The following is a 13,443-nucleotide window of genomic DNA, read 5'->3' on the forward strand; positions in this document are numbered from 1 at the left end:
AAAGGCCAATCCCTTGACCAAACCCTGATCAGAAAACCATACTCAGAGGTGGCTCACTTCTCGGTGGAAAAACCGGCTCAGTTCCGCGTGGAAACCAACACAACGTCACTTTCGTGTCCATCACCCAGTCCTTCAACACTACCACGTCGATGGGCCGGCTGACGCTCAACATCCTGTTGTCCTTCGCCCAGTTCGAGCGCGAGGTGATTGGCGAGCGCATCCGAGATAAGTTCGCTGCCTCCCGAAAGAAGGGCATGTGGATGGGTGGCTTTGTGCCGCTCGGCTATCGCGTCGAGAATCGGAAATTGCTCATTGAAGAATCGGAGGCGGCGATCGTGCGCATGATCTTTGAGCGGTTTGTCACCATTGGATCAGCCACCGTGTTGGCCAAAGCACTCGCGGCCAAAGAAGTACGCACCCGCCGTGGCCGGTTGGTCGACAAGGGCTTTCTCTACAAACTCATCAACAACCGAGTTTATATTGGCGAGGCGGTGCACAAGGGCACCAGCTATCCCGGCGAGCACGAGGCGATCATTGACCGTGCGCTGTGGGACAAGGTGCACGCCATCTTACAGACAAGCCCGCGGTTGCGCGCCAGCAATACGCGCTCCCAGACACCTGCGATGCTGAAAGGGCTGATCTTTACTGAGACCGGCACGGCGATGACGCCGACGGCCACGAAGAAGGGGAGCAAGCTCTACCGTTACTACACCTCGATGGACCTGATCCGAAACCGCGTCACGGATGCCGCAGGACCGCAGCGCTTGCCCGCCGGCATGGTCGAAGATGCGGTCGTCGGCGAAATCCGCCGCATGATCGCCACGCCCGAGGTCCGGGCGCGGGCGATCACTGCGCTGAAATCCGATATGCCGGACATTGACGGAAAGTCCGTCATTGCCGCGCTCGGCGAATTCGACGCGCTCTGGGCATCGCTGTTTCCTGCTGAGCAGGCGCGCATTGTCCAGCTTCTGGTAGCCCGCGTCACGGTGGGCACTGCAGGATTGGCCATCGACCTGCGTCATGATGGGATCAAATCGCTGGTCCGAGGAATGATGGCACCGCAGGTTATGGAGGCTGCCGAATGACGAGCGACACCAACACCATCCGCGTGGTCATCCCTCTGACCATTCGCACGAAGAACGGCCGCCCGAAGATCCTGCCGCCGGCCGACATGGATCCCGTGGAGCAGAGAATGCAGGACCCACATGTGCTGCGTGCTATCGCCCGCGCATGGAACTGGCGGCGTAAACTGGAGCGCGGCGAGGTATCCACCCTTCAGGATATCGCGGACGTGGAAAAGATTACCGATCGCTTCGTCAGCCGCATGATGCGGTTGGCTTATCTCGCCCCGGACGTGCTGGAGAAATTGCTGATCCATCGCATTCCGCCAGCGTTGTCGCTCAATGATTTGGTCGCGGTCGCCGAGTTGCCATGGGCCGAGCAGCTTGACGCGGTGTTCGGTGCATCCTGAAAAACGCCGTTTGCCGTAGGGCAGACTTCGTCCATTTTCTTCTTTCGCTCAGTGAAGCTCATCGGCAAGCCACGTACATAGAGCAGACGTCCATGCGCCGGCGCACCTAATCCCGAAGCTACCTTCAAGTGGCGAGCTACGCATGTCGTTTACGCCACGAGTTAAGGAGAACTGCCGTAGGTTCTTGTCTTTTTCCCCGCCACCCGTCTACGTTGGCAGTGCTTAGGGCCAGGGGAAAAACTGAAATGGCGAAATATGAACTCGAGAAGCTGTCAGCCGAAACCCAATCGGCGCTGTCGCAGCTCTTCGTCATTACCACCGAGACCATACGCCAATTCGAAACAGGCGAATATTTTGTTCTCTTTGGTCGCGGATCGAAACGCGTTCAAAATATCCTCGGAATCGAGCGAGAGATCTTGATCTTGGGGAATGTCTACGCCGACCAGCAGGCGAGGTCGGTACGATTTGCCCGTCGCATCATCAATGAGTCGGATGGGAGACTTGAGTCAACGCTATGTGTAATCGTTCACCAAGATGGACGCGGAAATACCAAGCTGAAGCGTTGGGGGCGCGAAAACGGGCTCGCCATTATTCCAATTTACACTTCCACAGGCATTTTGCCGCGCGGCCAAGAGTTGGAGCGGCTGCTCTCCTATGAGTTCTTCACACAAGATCCTTTCGACGTCACCGGACCCGTGGCCAGTGACGCACAGTTTTTTGGGCGGCGTACCGAGGCCCAAGAATTGGCCCGAAAACTGCAGCTCGGGCACATCCGCTCCTGTTTCGGTATCCGCAAGATAGGCAAGACCTCTATACTCCATCGGGTGCTTGCCGAAATAAAGAATAGCTACGATGCCGCCACGCTGTTCATCGACTGCCAGCGCGACGACGTTTTCAATCTCGATGCTGCGGGGCTTCTCTATTCCGTTGAGCAGTCCTTACGCGGCATGCGGGAGACCGGGCAAAGCTACGCCGAGGTTAATGCCACGCCTTTTACAGGCACTACGGCGGAGGCGACTAACCGTTTTCAAGCGGTGCTGGAGCAGTTCAATGTTCCTGTCATTCTGGCGTTCGACGAGATCGACTACATCACTCCTAGCAATGGAAGTGCCGTGCAATGGCGTCACGGCTTCGTTGAGTTCTGGCGCAATGTTCGCGCCGCCTACCACGCGGCTGCGCGCGCGGACCGAAAAGTATCGTTGCTGGTGAGCGGCGTTTCAAGCCGCTGGTTTTCGGTTGAATCCATCGATGGCATCGAAAACGCTGCACTCGCCTTCATTCCGGAGGAATACCTAAGTCCCCTTCCTCGTGGAGCAGCGAACGCGATGATCAAGAGTATCGGAGCGATGGCCGGGCTGCAGTTTGATGAAGATGCACTAGAGGCGATCTCCTCGTTCTGCTCGGACATGCCTTTCTGGATTCGCAAAACGTGTTCCTCGTTGCACGGAAAGATCGAGATCGCTGCACGGCCAATCACGCTGTCGGTTGCGACAGTCTCAACGATGCTGGAGGACTATGGCAGGGACGAAGGTGCAGCCCTGGCAAAGGTAGCACTTCAGCACCTATTCCGGGTTTATCCAGAGCTCAGAGGTCCTGCTCTGTCACTACTCGATGAAGGACGCGCACTACCACCCAGCCTGCAACGCACGCTGACACGCTACGGCATCGCTGCGGCTAATGGCGCAATTTCGGGCACTATGATGCGTATGGCACTCGTGATGATCGCGGAAGAGCAGCCAGTGATCAATGAATTGCCTGCTCAGCCGGAGGGCGAAGCGCGGCCTCTCATCAGTGAATGGGCTGAGGAGCTTGCGGCAATATCCTACCGCCGAAACATGATGGAGCGTTCTCTACGGTCCATCGTGATCAACTTTCTTCGTGTTTCCGCCCTCTCTTCGAAGGGCAGCGCAACTGCTAAAGCGACACTACTCGCCGCAGTCGGCGAGAAGCGGCGTGCTGAGCTCGAGCCGTTCAATCTGGATCTGATTGCTGAAAGATTATACTGGCTTGAGCTCGTCACGATCATCAGCAAACATTGGCTCCTCTTCGAACGTGTTTTCGGCGACAAAAGCGTCTTTAACCGAAATGCGGAGATTGTGAACGATCGACCTGACGCGCACGCTAAGCAGCTTGAGCCCAGTGACATTGCAATGCATCGAAGGGCATTGCAGTGGCTTGATGAGCGGATTGCGCGCGTCTAGTCGAATGAAGGTCACGAGCCCAGCGTTGGAAAGGGTAGTTGGCGAAAAAACGCCTCGCCGCTTTCCACCCTTTAAGGACCAATGGAGCTGGCAATGCGAACTTACCCCCGTTGCACTGCGCTCCATTCCGCTTAGCAACGCCTACCTCTGGTGTCTCTGTTCGGCATGGTTGGTGGAAGTACCCGCCCAAACTGCGGCGCAGCGCGAAATCCATAACGCATTGAAGTTATGTCGTTTTTGTTGACCGAACCAATTCAGAGGAGGTTCGCTCGGTTTGAGACGAAAGCCATTCAGAGACTGACAATTGCGATTTAGGTAGTCTCGGAGGTTCGGTCGGGACCGCTAACCCCCCTTTGAAACCAAAAGGAATTTCGCCTCTCCGAGCAGCATGTAGGGAGTTTGCAATTTGATAGTGGCGGAGAGAGCGCCCGCCTGTCCGCGTAACATATTGATATTGTTGACGCCATAACTTGCTTTTGGTCGTATTTTCCCTATTTTCACTAGGTCGGTTATGGCAAGGGGAATCGGGATGGCTCGCAACAAACTGTCGGAAACGCGGATTCGAACCCTTCCGGTCGGCATCCATTCGGACGGCGATGGCCTATATCTTCGCGTCCGCACCGGAGGCAGTCGACAGTTCGTCTTTATATACAAGCGCGCAGGGGAGCGTACAGAGATCGGCCTGGGTGGGCATGGGCAGGGCACCGCGCCGGTTTCGCTGGTGTTGGCACGAGAGAAGGCTGACGCAATCCGCGAGCGCCTTGCGCGGGGCGATGAGCTTTCCACCTGCAAGACTTTCGCGGACGTGATGGACGACGTGCTCGATGTCAAGCAGGCCAGCTTCAGGAACGAGAAGCATCGGGCGCAATGGCGCATGACACTCGACGTCTACGCCAAGCCGCTCCACAAAAAGCCGATAGCCGATATCACCCGCGACATGATCGTCGAGACGTTGAAACCTATTTGGAGCAAGATACCCGAAACGGCCGACCGGACACGGCAGCGGATTGCCGCGGTGATGGATCACGCCAAGGCGCGCGGGCTGTACGTCGGCGATAATCCTGCAGACTGGCGAGGCGGCTTGAAGGAGCTATTGCCTGCCCGCCAGAAGCTTACGCGGGGCCATCACGCTGCACTGGATTACAAGAGCCTTCCAGCCGCCATCAAGCGCCTGCGGGCTTCGGTGGGTGTCTCTGCGCGTGCGGTCGAGTTTGCCTGCCTGACAGCCGGGCGGTCGAATGAGGTGCGCAGCGCTACGTGGTCGGAAATATCTTTTGACGAGAATATCTGGACGGTGCCGCCAGAGAGAATGAAAGCTGGCCGCGAACACCGCGTGCCGTTGTGCGAGCGTGCCGTGACGATCCTGCGCGCACAGCATCAGCGGGCTACGGGCGTTTTGGTTTTTGAGGGCGGCGTGGAGGGAAGGCCGATCAGCGACACGGCCATGGTGAAGGCTCTGAGGCTGGCGTCTGGTGACGATTCTACGCTGCATGGACTCCGGTCGAGCTTCCGAGACTGGGCTGGCGATATGTCCAGCCATTCCCGCGAAACGATCGAAACCGCGCTGGCGCACATTCTGAAAGACAAGACGGAGGCGGCCTATCGTCGGTCGGACGCGCTGGAGAAGCGGCGCGAATTGATGGACGATTGGTGTAAATACTGCGCCAGTGCAAAGTGAAAACACTAGTCGTGTTTTCCTTATTGACATCAGATTCCGAGTCGCTCCCTTTGGGGGACGTGGTGCCAAGCACCCAGTGAGTCTACATGCTGCGGGTTCTCCCGCCGGGTAGTTGCCCCGAAGGCAGCGGCGCAAAGCGTCACGTAACCCAACCCACATTTTTCAATCGAGTTGAACCGCGTCTGGATTCCGTCCGGCGTCGAGAGGAGCATTCATGTCACCAGATAACGACAACCTGCCACCGCTTATGAGTCCAAAAGAAGCGGCAGCGATAACCAGCCTTTCCCGCACACTGCTTTCAATGTTGGCGGACGCGGGAGAGTTCCCCAAACCCGTTCAATTGACTTTGCGGCGCACCGCCTATGTCCGCCAAGAAGTTATTTCCTGGGTGGACCAACGCATCGCGGCGAGGGCAGCGGCATGAGCAACCTTCTGCCCATTGCGAAAATCAACCTTACGGGCGGCACGCAAACCCGCGCCTCACTCGATCAGGATACCATCAACGATTACCGCGATGCTCTTCAGGACGACGCCACATTCCCGCCCGTCATAGTCTACCATGACGGCGAGCACTACTGGCTTGCCGATGGCTTCCATCGTGTCCACGCCCATATGGCAAGAAAGCTGGTGAATATTGAGGCTGACGTCCGGCAGGGCACACGCCGCGATGCCGTCCTTTATTCTGTTGGCGCCAATGCCAGCCATGGCTTGCGCCGCACGAATGAGGACAAGCGCCGTGCGGTGATGATGCTGCTCGATGACGTCGAATGGTCGGGGTGGAGTGACCGGGAGATATCTAGACGCTGTGGTGTCGATAACAGCTTCGTCTCGCGCCTGCGGAAGTCCGTCACTGTTGCTGAACCACAGACGGAGCGCACCTACACCACGAAGCATGGCACAGTCGCCACCATGCAGACCGGCAACATAGGGAAGCCTGCAGGGCAGTCACACTATGTCGTGGATACCGATTCGGGCAAACTAGTGCAGGTCGACATTCCCGAACATCCCGAGCCGGAGATTATTGTCGCCGCGAACCAGAACGCCCCCGGTCCAGCCACCTACCGCACCAGCTTCACCGGCAATAATGAATGGTATACTCCAGCACGCTATGTCGAGCTTGCGCGAACGGTAATGGGCCAAATCGACGTCGACCCCGCCAGCAATGACCACGCGCAAAAGACCGTGAAAGCCGCGACGTACTACACGCAAGAGACCAACGGCTTGGATAAAGAATGGCATGGCAAGGTCTGGATGAACCCGCCTTACAGCCAGCCGGATATTGTCCACTTCATCGTGAAGGCCATTGCCGAGTACCAGGTAGGCTGCTGCACAGAAGCCATCGTCCTGACGCACAACAGCACCGACACGGCCTGGTTCGACATGCTGTTCAAAAACGCCGACGCCATCTGCTTCACAACGGGGCGTATTCGCTTTGAAAGCCCGGAAGGCGAGAAGGCCGCTCCTGCCATGGGGCAGGCATTCACCTATTTCGGGCCTAACCCGGAGCGGTTTGCCGAAGTGTTTTCCGAGGTGGGGAATGTCGTCAACATGGTGCGGCAAGCGTCTGCCGTTCGAGACTTCGCCCCGCCCATCCGAACGCCCACGGGCCGGGATTGGGAACAGGACGACGCTGCTTAGAAAAAGAGCCGATCAACGGCCATCACTGACTGCCACCCCACCAGAACAGGAGGAGACGCCCGTGCGCATCTTCAGCCTCAATCCGTGCCCACCGGGCGCGTCCGCGGTCGCGACATTCAATGTTGCGCTCGATGACGACGTTCGGATTTTCAACGCCCGCCTGCACCGGAAACAAGACGGCACCTATCGCGTCTACGCACCGCAAGCTGGCGGTGTCCGTGTTGTGACCTTTTCCCAGCCGCTAGTCGACAAAATCACCGACGCCGCTCTCGCGGCACTTATGGAGCTATGCGCCAATGACCGCACCGCAGCTTAAATCCGATGGACTTGTCGACCCGGTCCGCACGCATGTCGAGATGCTGCATTCGCTAGCCGAGGGTGTAACCGGCGTTCTTGTCGTCTCCGTGTTTCACGCGTCGGTAACAGGTGCCAAGGACGTACCCGGCACAGTCACCCACCATGCGATCGGGGACGTTGACGGCATGGTGGGTGCTATCGAGGCGCACGGCAACACGCCCGGCGCCAATGTATATGTCGGCCTTCAGGTCATGCGCCCCGACCTGGCACGTGCCAAGCGCGGCACCGAGTCCGACATTGTCGCGGTGCTCGGCCTTGTGNGGCGCCAATGTATATGTCGGCCTTCAGGTCATGCGCCCCGACCTGGCACGTGCCAAGCGCGGCACCGAGTCCGACATTGTCGCGGTGCTCGGCCTTGTTGCTGACATGGACGCGGACACCGGCAAGGACGGTGGCAGTTATCCTATGCCGCCTAACATGGTGCTGGAAACGTCTCCAGGTAATCGGCAACCGTTCTGGCTCTTTGACCGACCGCTCGCTCCATCTGTCGCCAAGGCCGTCGCAAAGTCCCTGAAGACAGCCACAGGGTCCGACCACGGTACCGCTGACATCACGCACGTCTGGCGCGTNGCCGCTCGCTCCATCTGTCGCCAAGGCCGTCGCAAAGTCCCTGAAGACAGCCACAGGGTCCGACCACGGTACCGCTGACATCACGCACGTCTGGCGCGTGCCAGGTACGATGAACTGGCCCAACGGGGCGAAGTTGGCGCGCGGGAGATCACCGGAACCGGTCACCGTTGTAGTAGCTGAGCCTTGGGACGGCACGTTTACCGACTCTACCGCATTCGCAGTTTCCGTGTCGCAATTCGCTGGCAAGGTAGATGCACCACCTGTGGTTTTGGGCGACCTTCCAGACGTCGACGGTGTCGAGGTGTCACAGGAGGCTGCCGCGTTGCTTGGCGCAGATAATGTCGGCGACCGGTCGTCACATGCTGCCCGTGTAGTCGAACAACTCGCATTCGATGGGCACACAGCGGAAGTTGCTGCAGCGCTATTCCTGTCAGCCACCGGTGATTGGCTCGGGCGTTATCCTGCCGAACAAGCAGCCCGCACCGACTTCGCGAGGCTGTGGGGGAAATTCGGCCAAGAGCAAACGCCCGTCGCAACTAGCGCCATCGCTGCACTCACCGCACCGAAGCCGAAACGTGAACCACCTGTACCTGCAAATGACAATCGGAAGCCTGAGAAGAAGCGCTTTCCAGGTGTGCAATCGAGCGGTGACTTCGTGCGCGACTTCGTGCCGCCTGATTATCACATCGACGGCATTGCGCAGGCCGCTTTCTTCTATTCGCTGACGGGAATGACGGGCGCCGGCAAGACTGCCGTACTGCTGCTCATTGCCTATTGCACCGCNCATCGACGGCATTGCGCAGGCCGCTTTCTTCTATTCGCTGACGGGAATGACGGGCGCCGGCAAGACTGCCGTACTGCTGCTCATTGCCTATTGCACCGCCTTGGGAAAGCGCCTGGGTGACCGCGACGTCCGTAAAGGCAAGGTCATCTACAGCGCTGGCGAGAACCCCGTTGACGTCCAAATGCGGTGGATCGCCATGGCGGCCGAGCTTGGCTTCGACCCCGAAAATATCGACGTTCATTTTATCGCCGGTACCTACAATATCCCGGAGTCGATTGGCGAAATAAAGAAAGCGGCCGCGGCGATGGGCGGCGTCGACCTTATCATCATCGACACCAGCGCCGCGTTCTTTCAGGGCGACGACGAAAACTCCAACGTCCAGAACGGCAAGCACGCCCGCGACATGCGCGCACTGACGGAACTACCCGGCGCGCCTTGCGTATTCACGGCCGCGCACCCGGTGAAGAATGCGGGGGCCGATAACCTGTTACCGCGCGGCGGCGGCGCATTCCTGAACGAGGTGGACGGCAATCTGACCTTGGCCAAGGCACCCGGTGGCGCGCGGATGCACTGGCAGGGAAAGCACCGCGGCGTCGAGTTCGACCCCATACAGTTCGAACTCGCAACGGTGTCGGCACCGCAGCTTGTCGACAGTAAGGGCAGGCAAATCCCCACGGTGATGGCGAGGTCGTTAACGTCCTCGGACGCTCGGGCCAACGCTGCAACCGCCCGCAGGGACGAGGATTTCGTACTTCTGGAAATCAGGCGTGATGGCAAACAGTCGCTCAAGTCCATGGCTGAGAGTCTTGGCTGGATGAAGGATGGCGAGCCGGACAAGCGGCGCGTCTCGTACGCATCCGACAAACTGAAGCGTGACAAACTCGTCACCTACGCCCGCAACGGATGGAAATTGTCCAAACCGGGCGAAGAAGCAGCCACTGAGGCTGCCGCCGACAGGCACAGTGCGGAGGCGATAGAGGCTTTTGTGGCCAAGGCAAAAAGGCGGTACGGCGATGACTGAGGTGGACCCGCCTGCTGAGACAGTTTGGCGGCTTGGCTAAGGTGGATCGGGGTTGTTTCTACGCCGCCAACTGCTCCGTCATTTCCGCCATAGCATAGACTTCGTCGGGCGTCCTGCCGCCGAAGGTCGAGTGTGGGCGTCGCTGGTTGTAATAGTCTATCCAGGAACCGATGCCGCTGCGGGCTTCGCTTCCCGTTTCGAATGCGCTGAGGAAGACGCACTCATATTTAAGGCTGCGCCACAGCCGCTCGATGAAGACGTTGTCCATCCAGCGGCCGCGCCCGTCCATAGAAATGCGGATGCCGGCGTCCTTCAGCGTCGTCGTGAAGGCGAAGCTGGTGAACTGGCTTCCCTGATCCGTGTTAAAGATATCGGGCCTGCCGTGCCGAGCGATCGCCTCTTCCAGAGCAGCGACACAGAAGTCGACATCCATCGTGTTCGACAGCCGCCAGGCCAGCACCTTGCGGCTGAACCAGTCCATGATGGCAACGAGATAGAGGAAGCCACGCCGCATCGGGATGTAGGTCACGTCGGCACACCAGACCTGATCCGGCCGCTCAATCGCCAGGTGCCGAAGCAGGTAGGGATAGATACGATGCTGCGGATGCGGCGCGCTGGTCTTCGGCGCCTGATAGATCGCCGACAGACCGATCTTGCGCATCAGCCGACGAACCCGTTTGCGGCCCACGCACCAGCCCTGACGCCGTAGGTGCCGCGCCATCTGCCTTGAGCCATACCAGGGCATTTCCATGAAAGCCTCGTCGATGACGCGCATCAGTTCGAGGTTCTCAGGCGTCTCACCGGCGGGCTGTCGGTAGAACGACGCCCGCGAGATCGAAATCAGTTCGCACTGGCGGCGGATCGAGAGCCGGTTGTGATCGGGATCAATCATCATTCTCCTCCGATCCAGGCTCAGCGATCGAAGGCCTTGGCCAAAAAATCCCGCTCGACGACAAGCTGGCCGATCTTCGCGTGCAGCTTGGTCACCTCGGCTTCCCGGCCGACCTGCGCATCCGCAGCCTTGTCGTCAAACGCCTTGGCCAGATTCTCGATGGCCTGCCGTTTCCACTGCGTGATCTGGTTCGGGTGAAGCTGATGCTTCGTCGCCAGGTCCGAGATCGTCCGCTCCCCGCGGATCGCCTCAAGCGCAACCTTGGCCTTGAACTCGGCCGTAAACCGTCTGCGTGTCTTCATGCTGGATCGTCCTTTTCATCGGGCGACCCACCTTATGCCCTTGTCTCAGAAACCGGCACCACCTCAAATTGCCGCCGCTATCTTCACTCAGATGCTAGGCCAGGCTGGTACGCTTGGTGAACATACAGAAAGGCTAAATGGTGTAGACGCCGCCATCTCACGACTGGAAGACGCAGTGATGAAGCGCTTCGACGTGCTAGATCAATCAATGTCTAAAATTAGCACTCACATTGATGCATCCTCGATTGATCTTGGCGCCGTTATTGCCAAGCTTGGAATTGCAAAGCCGAACGAGGTATTCGATGCCGCCGTCTATGACGGATCAGTATGGGCATTTCCCGCAGATGCGGCAGTTTCTGCTAAATTTGAGCAGGCGGGTATCCGCCGTGAGCAAGTGAATAGCGCCCTCTTTGGGTATCGGGTGATGAGCTTGGAAGCCATCACCCCGAGCAATCAGCAGTAGCAACGCCACTCGCCTGTTATTGCGGCAATCTGGGCGGCGAAACTTGGCTTGTGCTGCGGACCCATTTTCCGACCACCTGTCTGCTTGCTCCCCAAAATTAAGGAGCAAAGCACTGCCCCAGCTTTGGGGTCAGCGCAATGCCCGCTTAGGTGCCCTTCGCGGCAACGCGCCATCGGGCCTAGGTGGCGCTAACCTCACATTCGTCGGTCCTGGCCATCGCTTCGCAGTTTTCAGCATTTCTATCAGCCTGGAATTCTGGCCTGTAATATTCAAGAGAAGGCCAGCCGTAAGCACGGCATCCTCCAGCGCGCCATGCTGCTGCCCCACCCTACGAAGACCGACGCGACCGAGGCAATCATCAAGCTTGGCTGATTGCCCTCGCCATTTCGTGCGCGACATTTCCATCGTACAGATTGCGGGCTGAGATAGCTGACCGACCTCGGCCTTGCGCAACTCTCGTTGGACGTAATGCATGTCGAACGCTGCGTTATGGGCGACAATCTCATCTGCCCATGAAAGCCACTCGAAAATGCGTGGTGCCCAATCGGCGAACAGATCCTGAAACCGTGTCGTCCAATCGCACCAGCCGTGGACAGCGTATGCCTGCGGGTGACTGTCTTGCCGTGGATCGAACACTAGGTGCAATGCTCGACCGATCTCATTCCCTTCGAGCCGCACGGCGCCAAGCGTCACAATGCGGTCATATCGCTGAACACCAGTGGTTTCAGTGTCGAGGACGATAATCCGCTTAGCGCGCGTATGAACTGCGGGAGCATCCATGCCCATTTATCCCAAGACCCACCGTCAGCATCGCGCTTGGGTGGGAGGGAAGTCAATCCTCGCCGAATTCTTCCTTGAGCAACTTCTTTGCGGATGGTCGCTTTGATTTTTGAAGTGTCAATTTACGAAGACTGGCGGAGAATTCTTTTGACTGTTCGCGTCGGATTTCTTCGTCAAGCTCTTTAAACTCAGCCCGCATTTCCGCATCGAAGGTGACGATATCCTCTACCTCTCGGTCATCAGCCATTCGATCGACCATTAGCCACCAAATATCTGGCTCAGCGGTCATGGGGATAAATATGCGTCGCCGAACCCTGTAGGGCTCACACCATTCCACCAATGTGTCTCGGATAACGTCTCCCGGCTGCGGAACGCACCCGAATATAGAAATCTCATGCGTTCCCATGAGTTGGAGTTCGCCGTCTTCATCTCTGTAGGCTAGACGGATGAGGGGCGGGCTTCCGTTCACGATCGATCCCGCAGCCGCACGCCAGGCCCGTCGCCGTTCGAAGCGATGAAAATGACGCCGGCTGATTCGAGGGCGGCTCGGATGGCGGCGACTGCATCTGGCGATATAGTTTTCCGACGCATCTTTTCGAAATCAACAATCGTGGACAAGCCGAGTCCAGCCGAAGCGGCGAGCGCTGGCTGGGTCCAATCCAGAAGCGCTCTTGCGGCGCGGCATTGTGCTGGTGTCATTCTATCAACATTTTCTGTTGACGCGGCGTTGCGTCTGTCCTATCAACATATTCGGTTGATGACTGAAACGCAACGAGGAGCCCGCGAAATGCTTAACAACATCACGACCATGACCACGCGCCGCACGATCCTAACCGCCATCGGCTTGTCGCCTCTCGCCACGTTGCCGGCCGTTGCTGCCGTCTCGCCGGAGGAGCGGATCGAACGGGCCATGAAGGAACTTCAGGATGCCTTAGTTGCCATGCATGGCGGGCAATGGTGGTCGATTGTCGATCACGACTGCGGCTTAACATCGGTAAGCCGGAGCAGCAGCAAGACGCCGTACCACACCCGCACGCGCGGCGGCGTGACCCGAGCCTGGGACGGCGCGCTATGACCATCCACCCCTATTTGAAGGCCGAGGACTTCCGCGACACCACCTTTATCAAGATACGTCGCCAGGTCGCCCTGCTGCGATTGCCTTATGCAGAGGGGAAGATGCGCGAACTGCTGATCGAGTCGGTTCGGATTTATACCGACATCATCGAAGGTCGGTAACGAGTTCGCCCACACAACGCGGCTTGATCCGCCGCTGGCTCGCGACGCTG

General features: G+C 58.4%; 15 protein-coding genes and 1 pseudogene. 13 read left to right on the forward strand and 3 right to left on the reverse strand.

All coding sequences use genetic code 11. The features are described 5' to 3' along the window. Positions 1 to 38: 38 nt before the first annotated feature. The 10 genes and pseudogenes from ASD64_RS04870 to ASD64_RS21950 all read left to right on the forward strand — a co-directional run bounded on the left by ASD64_RS04870 (position 39) and on the right by ASD64_RS21950 (position 9,720). A complete protein-coding gene (locus ASD64_RS04870; RefSeq protein ID WP_156460013.1) occupies positions 39 to 1,085 on the forward strand; it encodes a recombinase family protein in 1,047 nt (348 codons plus the stop codon). Next, positions 1,082 to 1,471 (forward strand): hypothetical protein, encoded by a 390-nt coding sequence (locus tag ASD64_RS04875; protein WP_056101610.1) that lies wholly within the window; start codon positions 1,082 to 1,084, stop codon positions 1,469 to 1,471. Before ASD64_RS04870 ends, ASD64_RS04875 begins: the two co-directional genes overlap by 4 nt. Before the next feature lie 245 nt (positions 1,472 to 1,716). After that, positions 1,717 to 3,672 (forward strand): ATP-binding protein, encoded by a 1,956-nt coding sequence (locus ASD64_RS04880; protein WP_056101613.1) that lies wholly within the window; start codon positions 1,717 to 1,719, stop codon positions 3,670 to 3,672. 511 nt (positions 3,673 to 4,183) lie between these two features. After that, positions 4,184 to 5,350, forward strand: a complete 1,167-nt coding sequence (locus ASD64_RS04885) for a tyrosine-type recombinase/integrase (RefSeq protein WP_244480712.1) — start codon at positions 4,184 to 4,186, stop codon at positions 5,348 to 5,350. Positions 5,351 to 5,564: 214 nt separating this feature from the next. Further along, complete coding sequence (locus tag ASD64_RS20450) at positions 5,565 to 5,774, forward strand: helix-turn-helix transcriptional regulator (RefSeq protein WP_082549858.1); 210 nt, start codon at positions 5,565 to 5,567, stop codon at positions 5,772 to 5,774. Continuing rightward, positions 5,771 to 6,988 (forward strand): DNA N-6-adenine-methyltransferase, encoded by a 1,218-nt coding sequence (locus ASD64_RS04890; protein ID WP_056101620.1) that lies wholly within the window; start codon positions 5,771 to 5,773, stop codon positions 6,986 to 6,988. The genes ASD64_RS20450 and ASD64_RS04890 overlap by 4 nt, the downstream gene beginning before the upstream one ends. 61 nt (positions 6,989 to 7,049) lie before the next feature. Further along, positions 7,050 to 7,304 (forward strand): hypothetical protein, encoded by a 255-nt coding sequence (locus ASD64_RS04895; protein WP_056101621.1) that lies wholly within the window; start codon positions 7,050 to 7,052, stop codon positions 7,302 to 7,304. Further along, a pseudogene (locus ASD64_RS21470) lies at positions 7,285 to 7,605 on the forward strand (hypothetical protein); the annotation flags it as partial. The gene ASD64_RS04895 and the pseudogene ASD64_RS21470, both read left to right, overlap by 20 nt. Positions 7,606 to 7,762: 157 nt before the next feature. Beyond that, positions 7,763 to 7,914 (forward strand): DNA-primase RepB domain-containing protein (locus tag ASD64_RS21575; RefSeq protein WP_413813577.1); only part of this gene is annotated, 152 nt, incomplete at its 3' end. 795 nt (positions 7,915 to 8,709) lie between these two features. After that, positions 8,710 to 9,720 carry an AAA family ATPase gene (locus tag ASD64_RS21950; protein WP_413813578.1) on the forward strand — a complete coding sequence of 337 codons (1,011 nt, stop codon included), beginning with the start codon at positions 8,710 to 8,712 and terminating at the stop codon, positions 9,718 to 9,720. A 58-nt stretch (positions 9,721 to 9,778) separates the two neighbouring features. On the opposite strand, the gene ASD64_RS04915 is transcribed toward ASD64_RS21950, so the two are convergent. Then, positions 9,779 to 10,914, reverse strand: a protein-coding gene (locus ASD64_RS04915) for an IS3 family transposase (RefSeq protein WP_413813576.1) whose coding sequence is annotated in 2 segments (ribosomal slippage) — positions 9,779 to 10,644 and positions 10,644 to 10,914 — 1,137 coding nt in all. Because the reading frame shifts where the segments join, the coding sequence is not laid out codon by codon here. Here ASD64_RS04915 and ASD64_RS04925 point away from each other — a divergent pair. Continuing rightward, positions 10,913 to 11,377: a hypothetical protein gene (locus ASD64_RS04925; RefSeq protein WP_056101647.1), complete on the forward strand. Its 465-nt coding sequence runs from the start codon at positions 10,913 to 10,915 to the stop codon at positions 11,375 to 11,377. The genes ASD64_RS04915 and ASD64_RS04925 overlap by 2 nt on opposite strands. Positions 11,378 to 11,506: 129 nt before the next feature. Here the strand turns inward: ASD64_RS04925 and ASD64_RS04930 are convergent, their stop codons facing one another. Both ASD64_RS04930 and ASD64_RS20900 read right to left on the reverse strand, forming a co-directional pair. Further along, a complete protein-coding gene (locus ASD64_RS04930) occupies positions 11,507 to 12,157 on the reverse strand; it encodes an exonuclease domain-containing protein (RefSeq protein WP_056101915.1) in 651 nt (216 codons plus the stop codon). 52 nt (positions 12,158 to 12,209) lie between these two features. Next, positions 12,210 to 12,446, reverse strand: a complete 237-nt coding sequence (locus ASD64_RS20900) for a hypothetical protein (RefSeq protein ID WP_156460016.1) — start codon at positions 12,444 to 12,446, stop codon at positions 12,210 to 12,212. A 498-nt stretch (positions 12,447 to 12,944) separates the two neighbouring features. On the opposite strand from ASD64_RS20900, the gene ASD64_RS04945 reads away from it, so the two are divergent. Both ASD64_RS04945 and ASD64_RS20905 read left to right on the forward strand, forming a co-directional pair. Beyond that, on the forward strand, positions 12,945 to 13,232 hold the full coding sequence (locus ASD64_RS04945; protein WP_156460017.1) for a hypothetical protein: 288 nt from the start codon (positions 12,945 to 12,947) through the stop codon (positions 13,230 to 13,232). Further along, positions 13,229 to 13,393 carry a hypothetical protein gene (locus ASD64_RS20905; protein ID WP_156460018.1) on the forward strand — a complete coding sequence of 55 codons (165 nt, stop codon included), beginning with the start codon at positions 13,229 to 13,231 and terminating at the stop codon, positions 13,391 to 13,393. The genes ASD64_RS04945 and ASD64_RS20905 overlap by 4 nt, the downstream gene beginning before the upstream one ends. Positions 13,394 to 13,443 lie beyond the last annotated feature (50 nt).

It is taken from the genome of Mesorhizobium sp. Root157 (genome assembly GCF_001427385.1).
Taxonomy (GTDB): Bacteria; Pseudomonadota; Alphaproteobacteria; order Rhizobiales; family Rhizobiaceae; genus Mesorhizobium.

What these genes read in the sequence shown, in the direction of transcription:
- ASD64_RS04885 (WP_244480712.1), top strand. Translation starts at nt 4,184, where the DNA reads ATGGCAAGGGGAATCGGGATGGCTCGCAACAAACTGTCGGAAACGCGG.
- ASD64_RS04945 (WP_156460017.1), top strand. Translation starts at nt 12,945, where the DNA reads ATGCTTAACAACATCACGACCATGACCACGCGCCGCACGATCCTAACC.
- ASD64_RS04930 (WP_056101915.1), bottom strand. Translation starts at nt 12,157, where the DNA reads ATGGATGCTCCCGCAGTTCATACGCGCGCTAAGCGGATTATCGTCCTC.
- ASD64_RS04880 (WP_056101613.1), top strand. Translation starts at nt 1,717, where the DNA reads ATGGCGAAATATGAACTCGAGAAGCTGTCAGCCGAAACCCAATCGGCG.
- ASD64_RS04925 (WP_056101647.1), top strand. Translation starts at nt 10,913, where the DNA reads ATGCTGGATCGTCCTTTTCATCGGGCGACCCACCTTATGCCCTTGTCT.
- ASD64_RS20900 (WP_156460016.1), bottom strand. Translation starts at nt 12,446, where the DNA reads ATGACCGCTGAGCCAGATATTTGGTGGCTAATGGTCGATCGAATGGCT.
- ASD64_RS04875 (WP_056101610.1), top strand. Translation starts at nt 1,082, where the DNA reads ATGACGAGCGACACCAACACCATCCGCGTGGTCATCCCTCTGACCATT.
- ASD64_RS20450 (WP_082549858.1), top strand. Translation starts at nt 5,565, where the DNA reads ATGTCACCAGATAACGACAACCTGCCACCGCTTATGAGTCCAAAAGAA.
- ASD64_RS04890 (WP_056101620.1), top strand. Translation starts at nt 5,771, where the DNA reads ATGAGCAACCTTCTGCCCATTGCGAAAATCAACCTTACGGGCGGCACG.
- ASD64_RS20905 (WP_156460018.1), top strand. Translation starts at nt 13,229, where the DNA reads ATGACCATCCACCCCTATTTGAAGGCCGAGGACTTCCGCGACACCACC.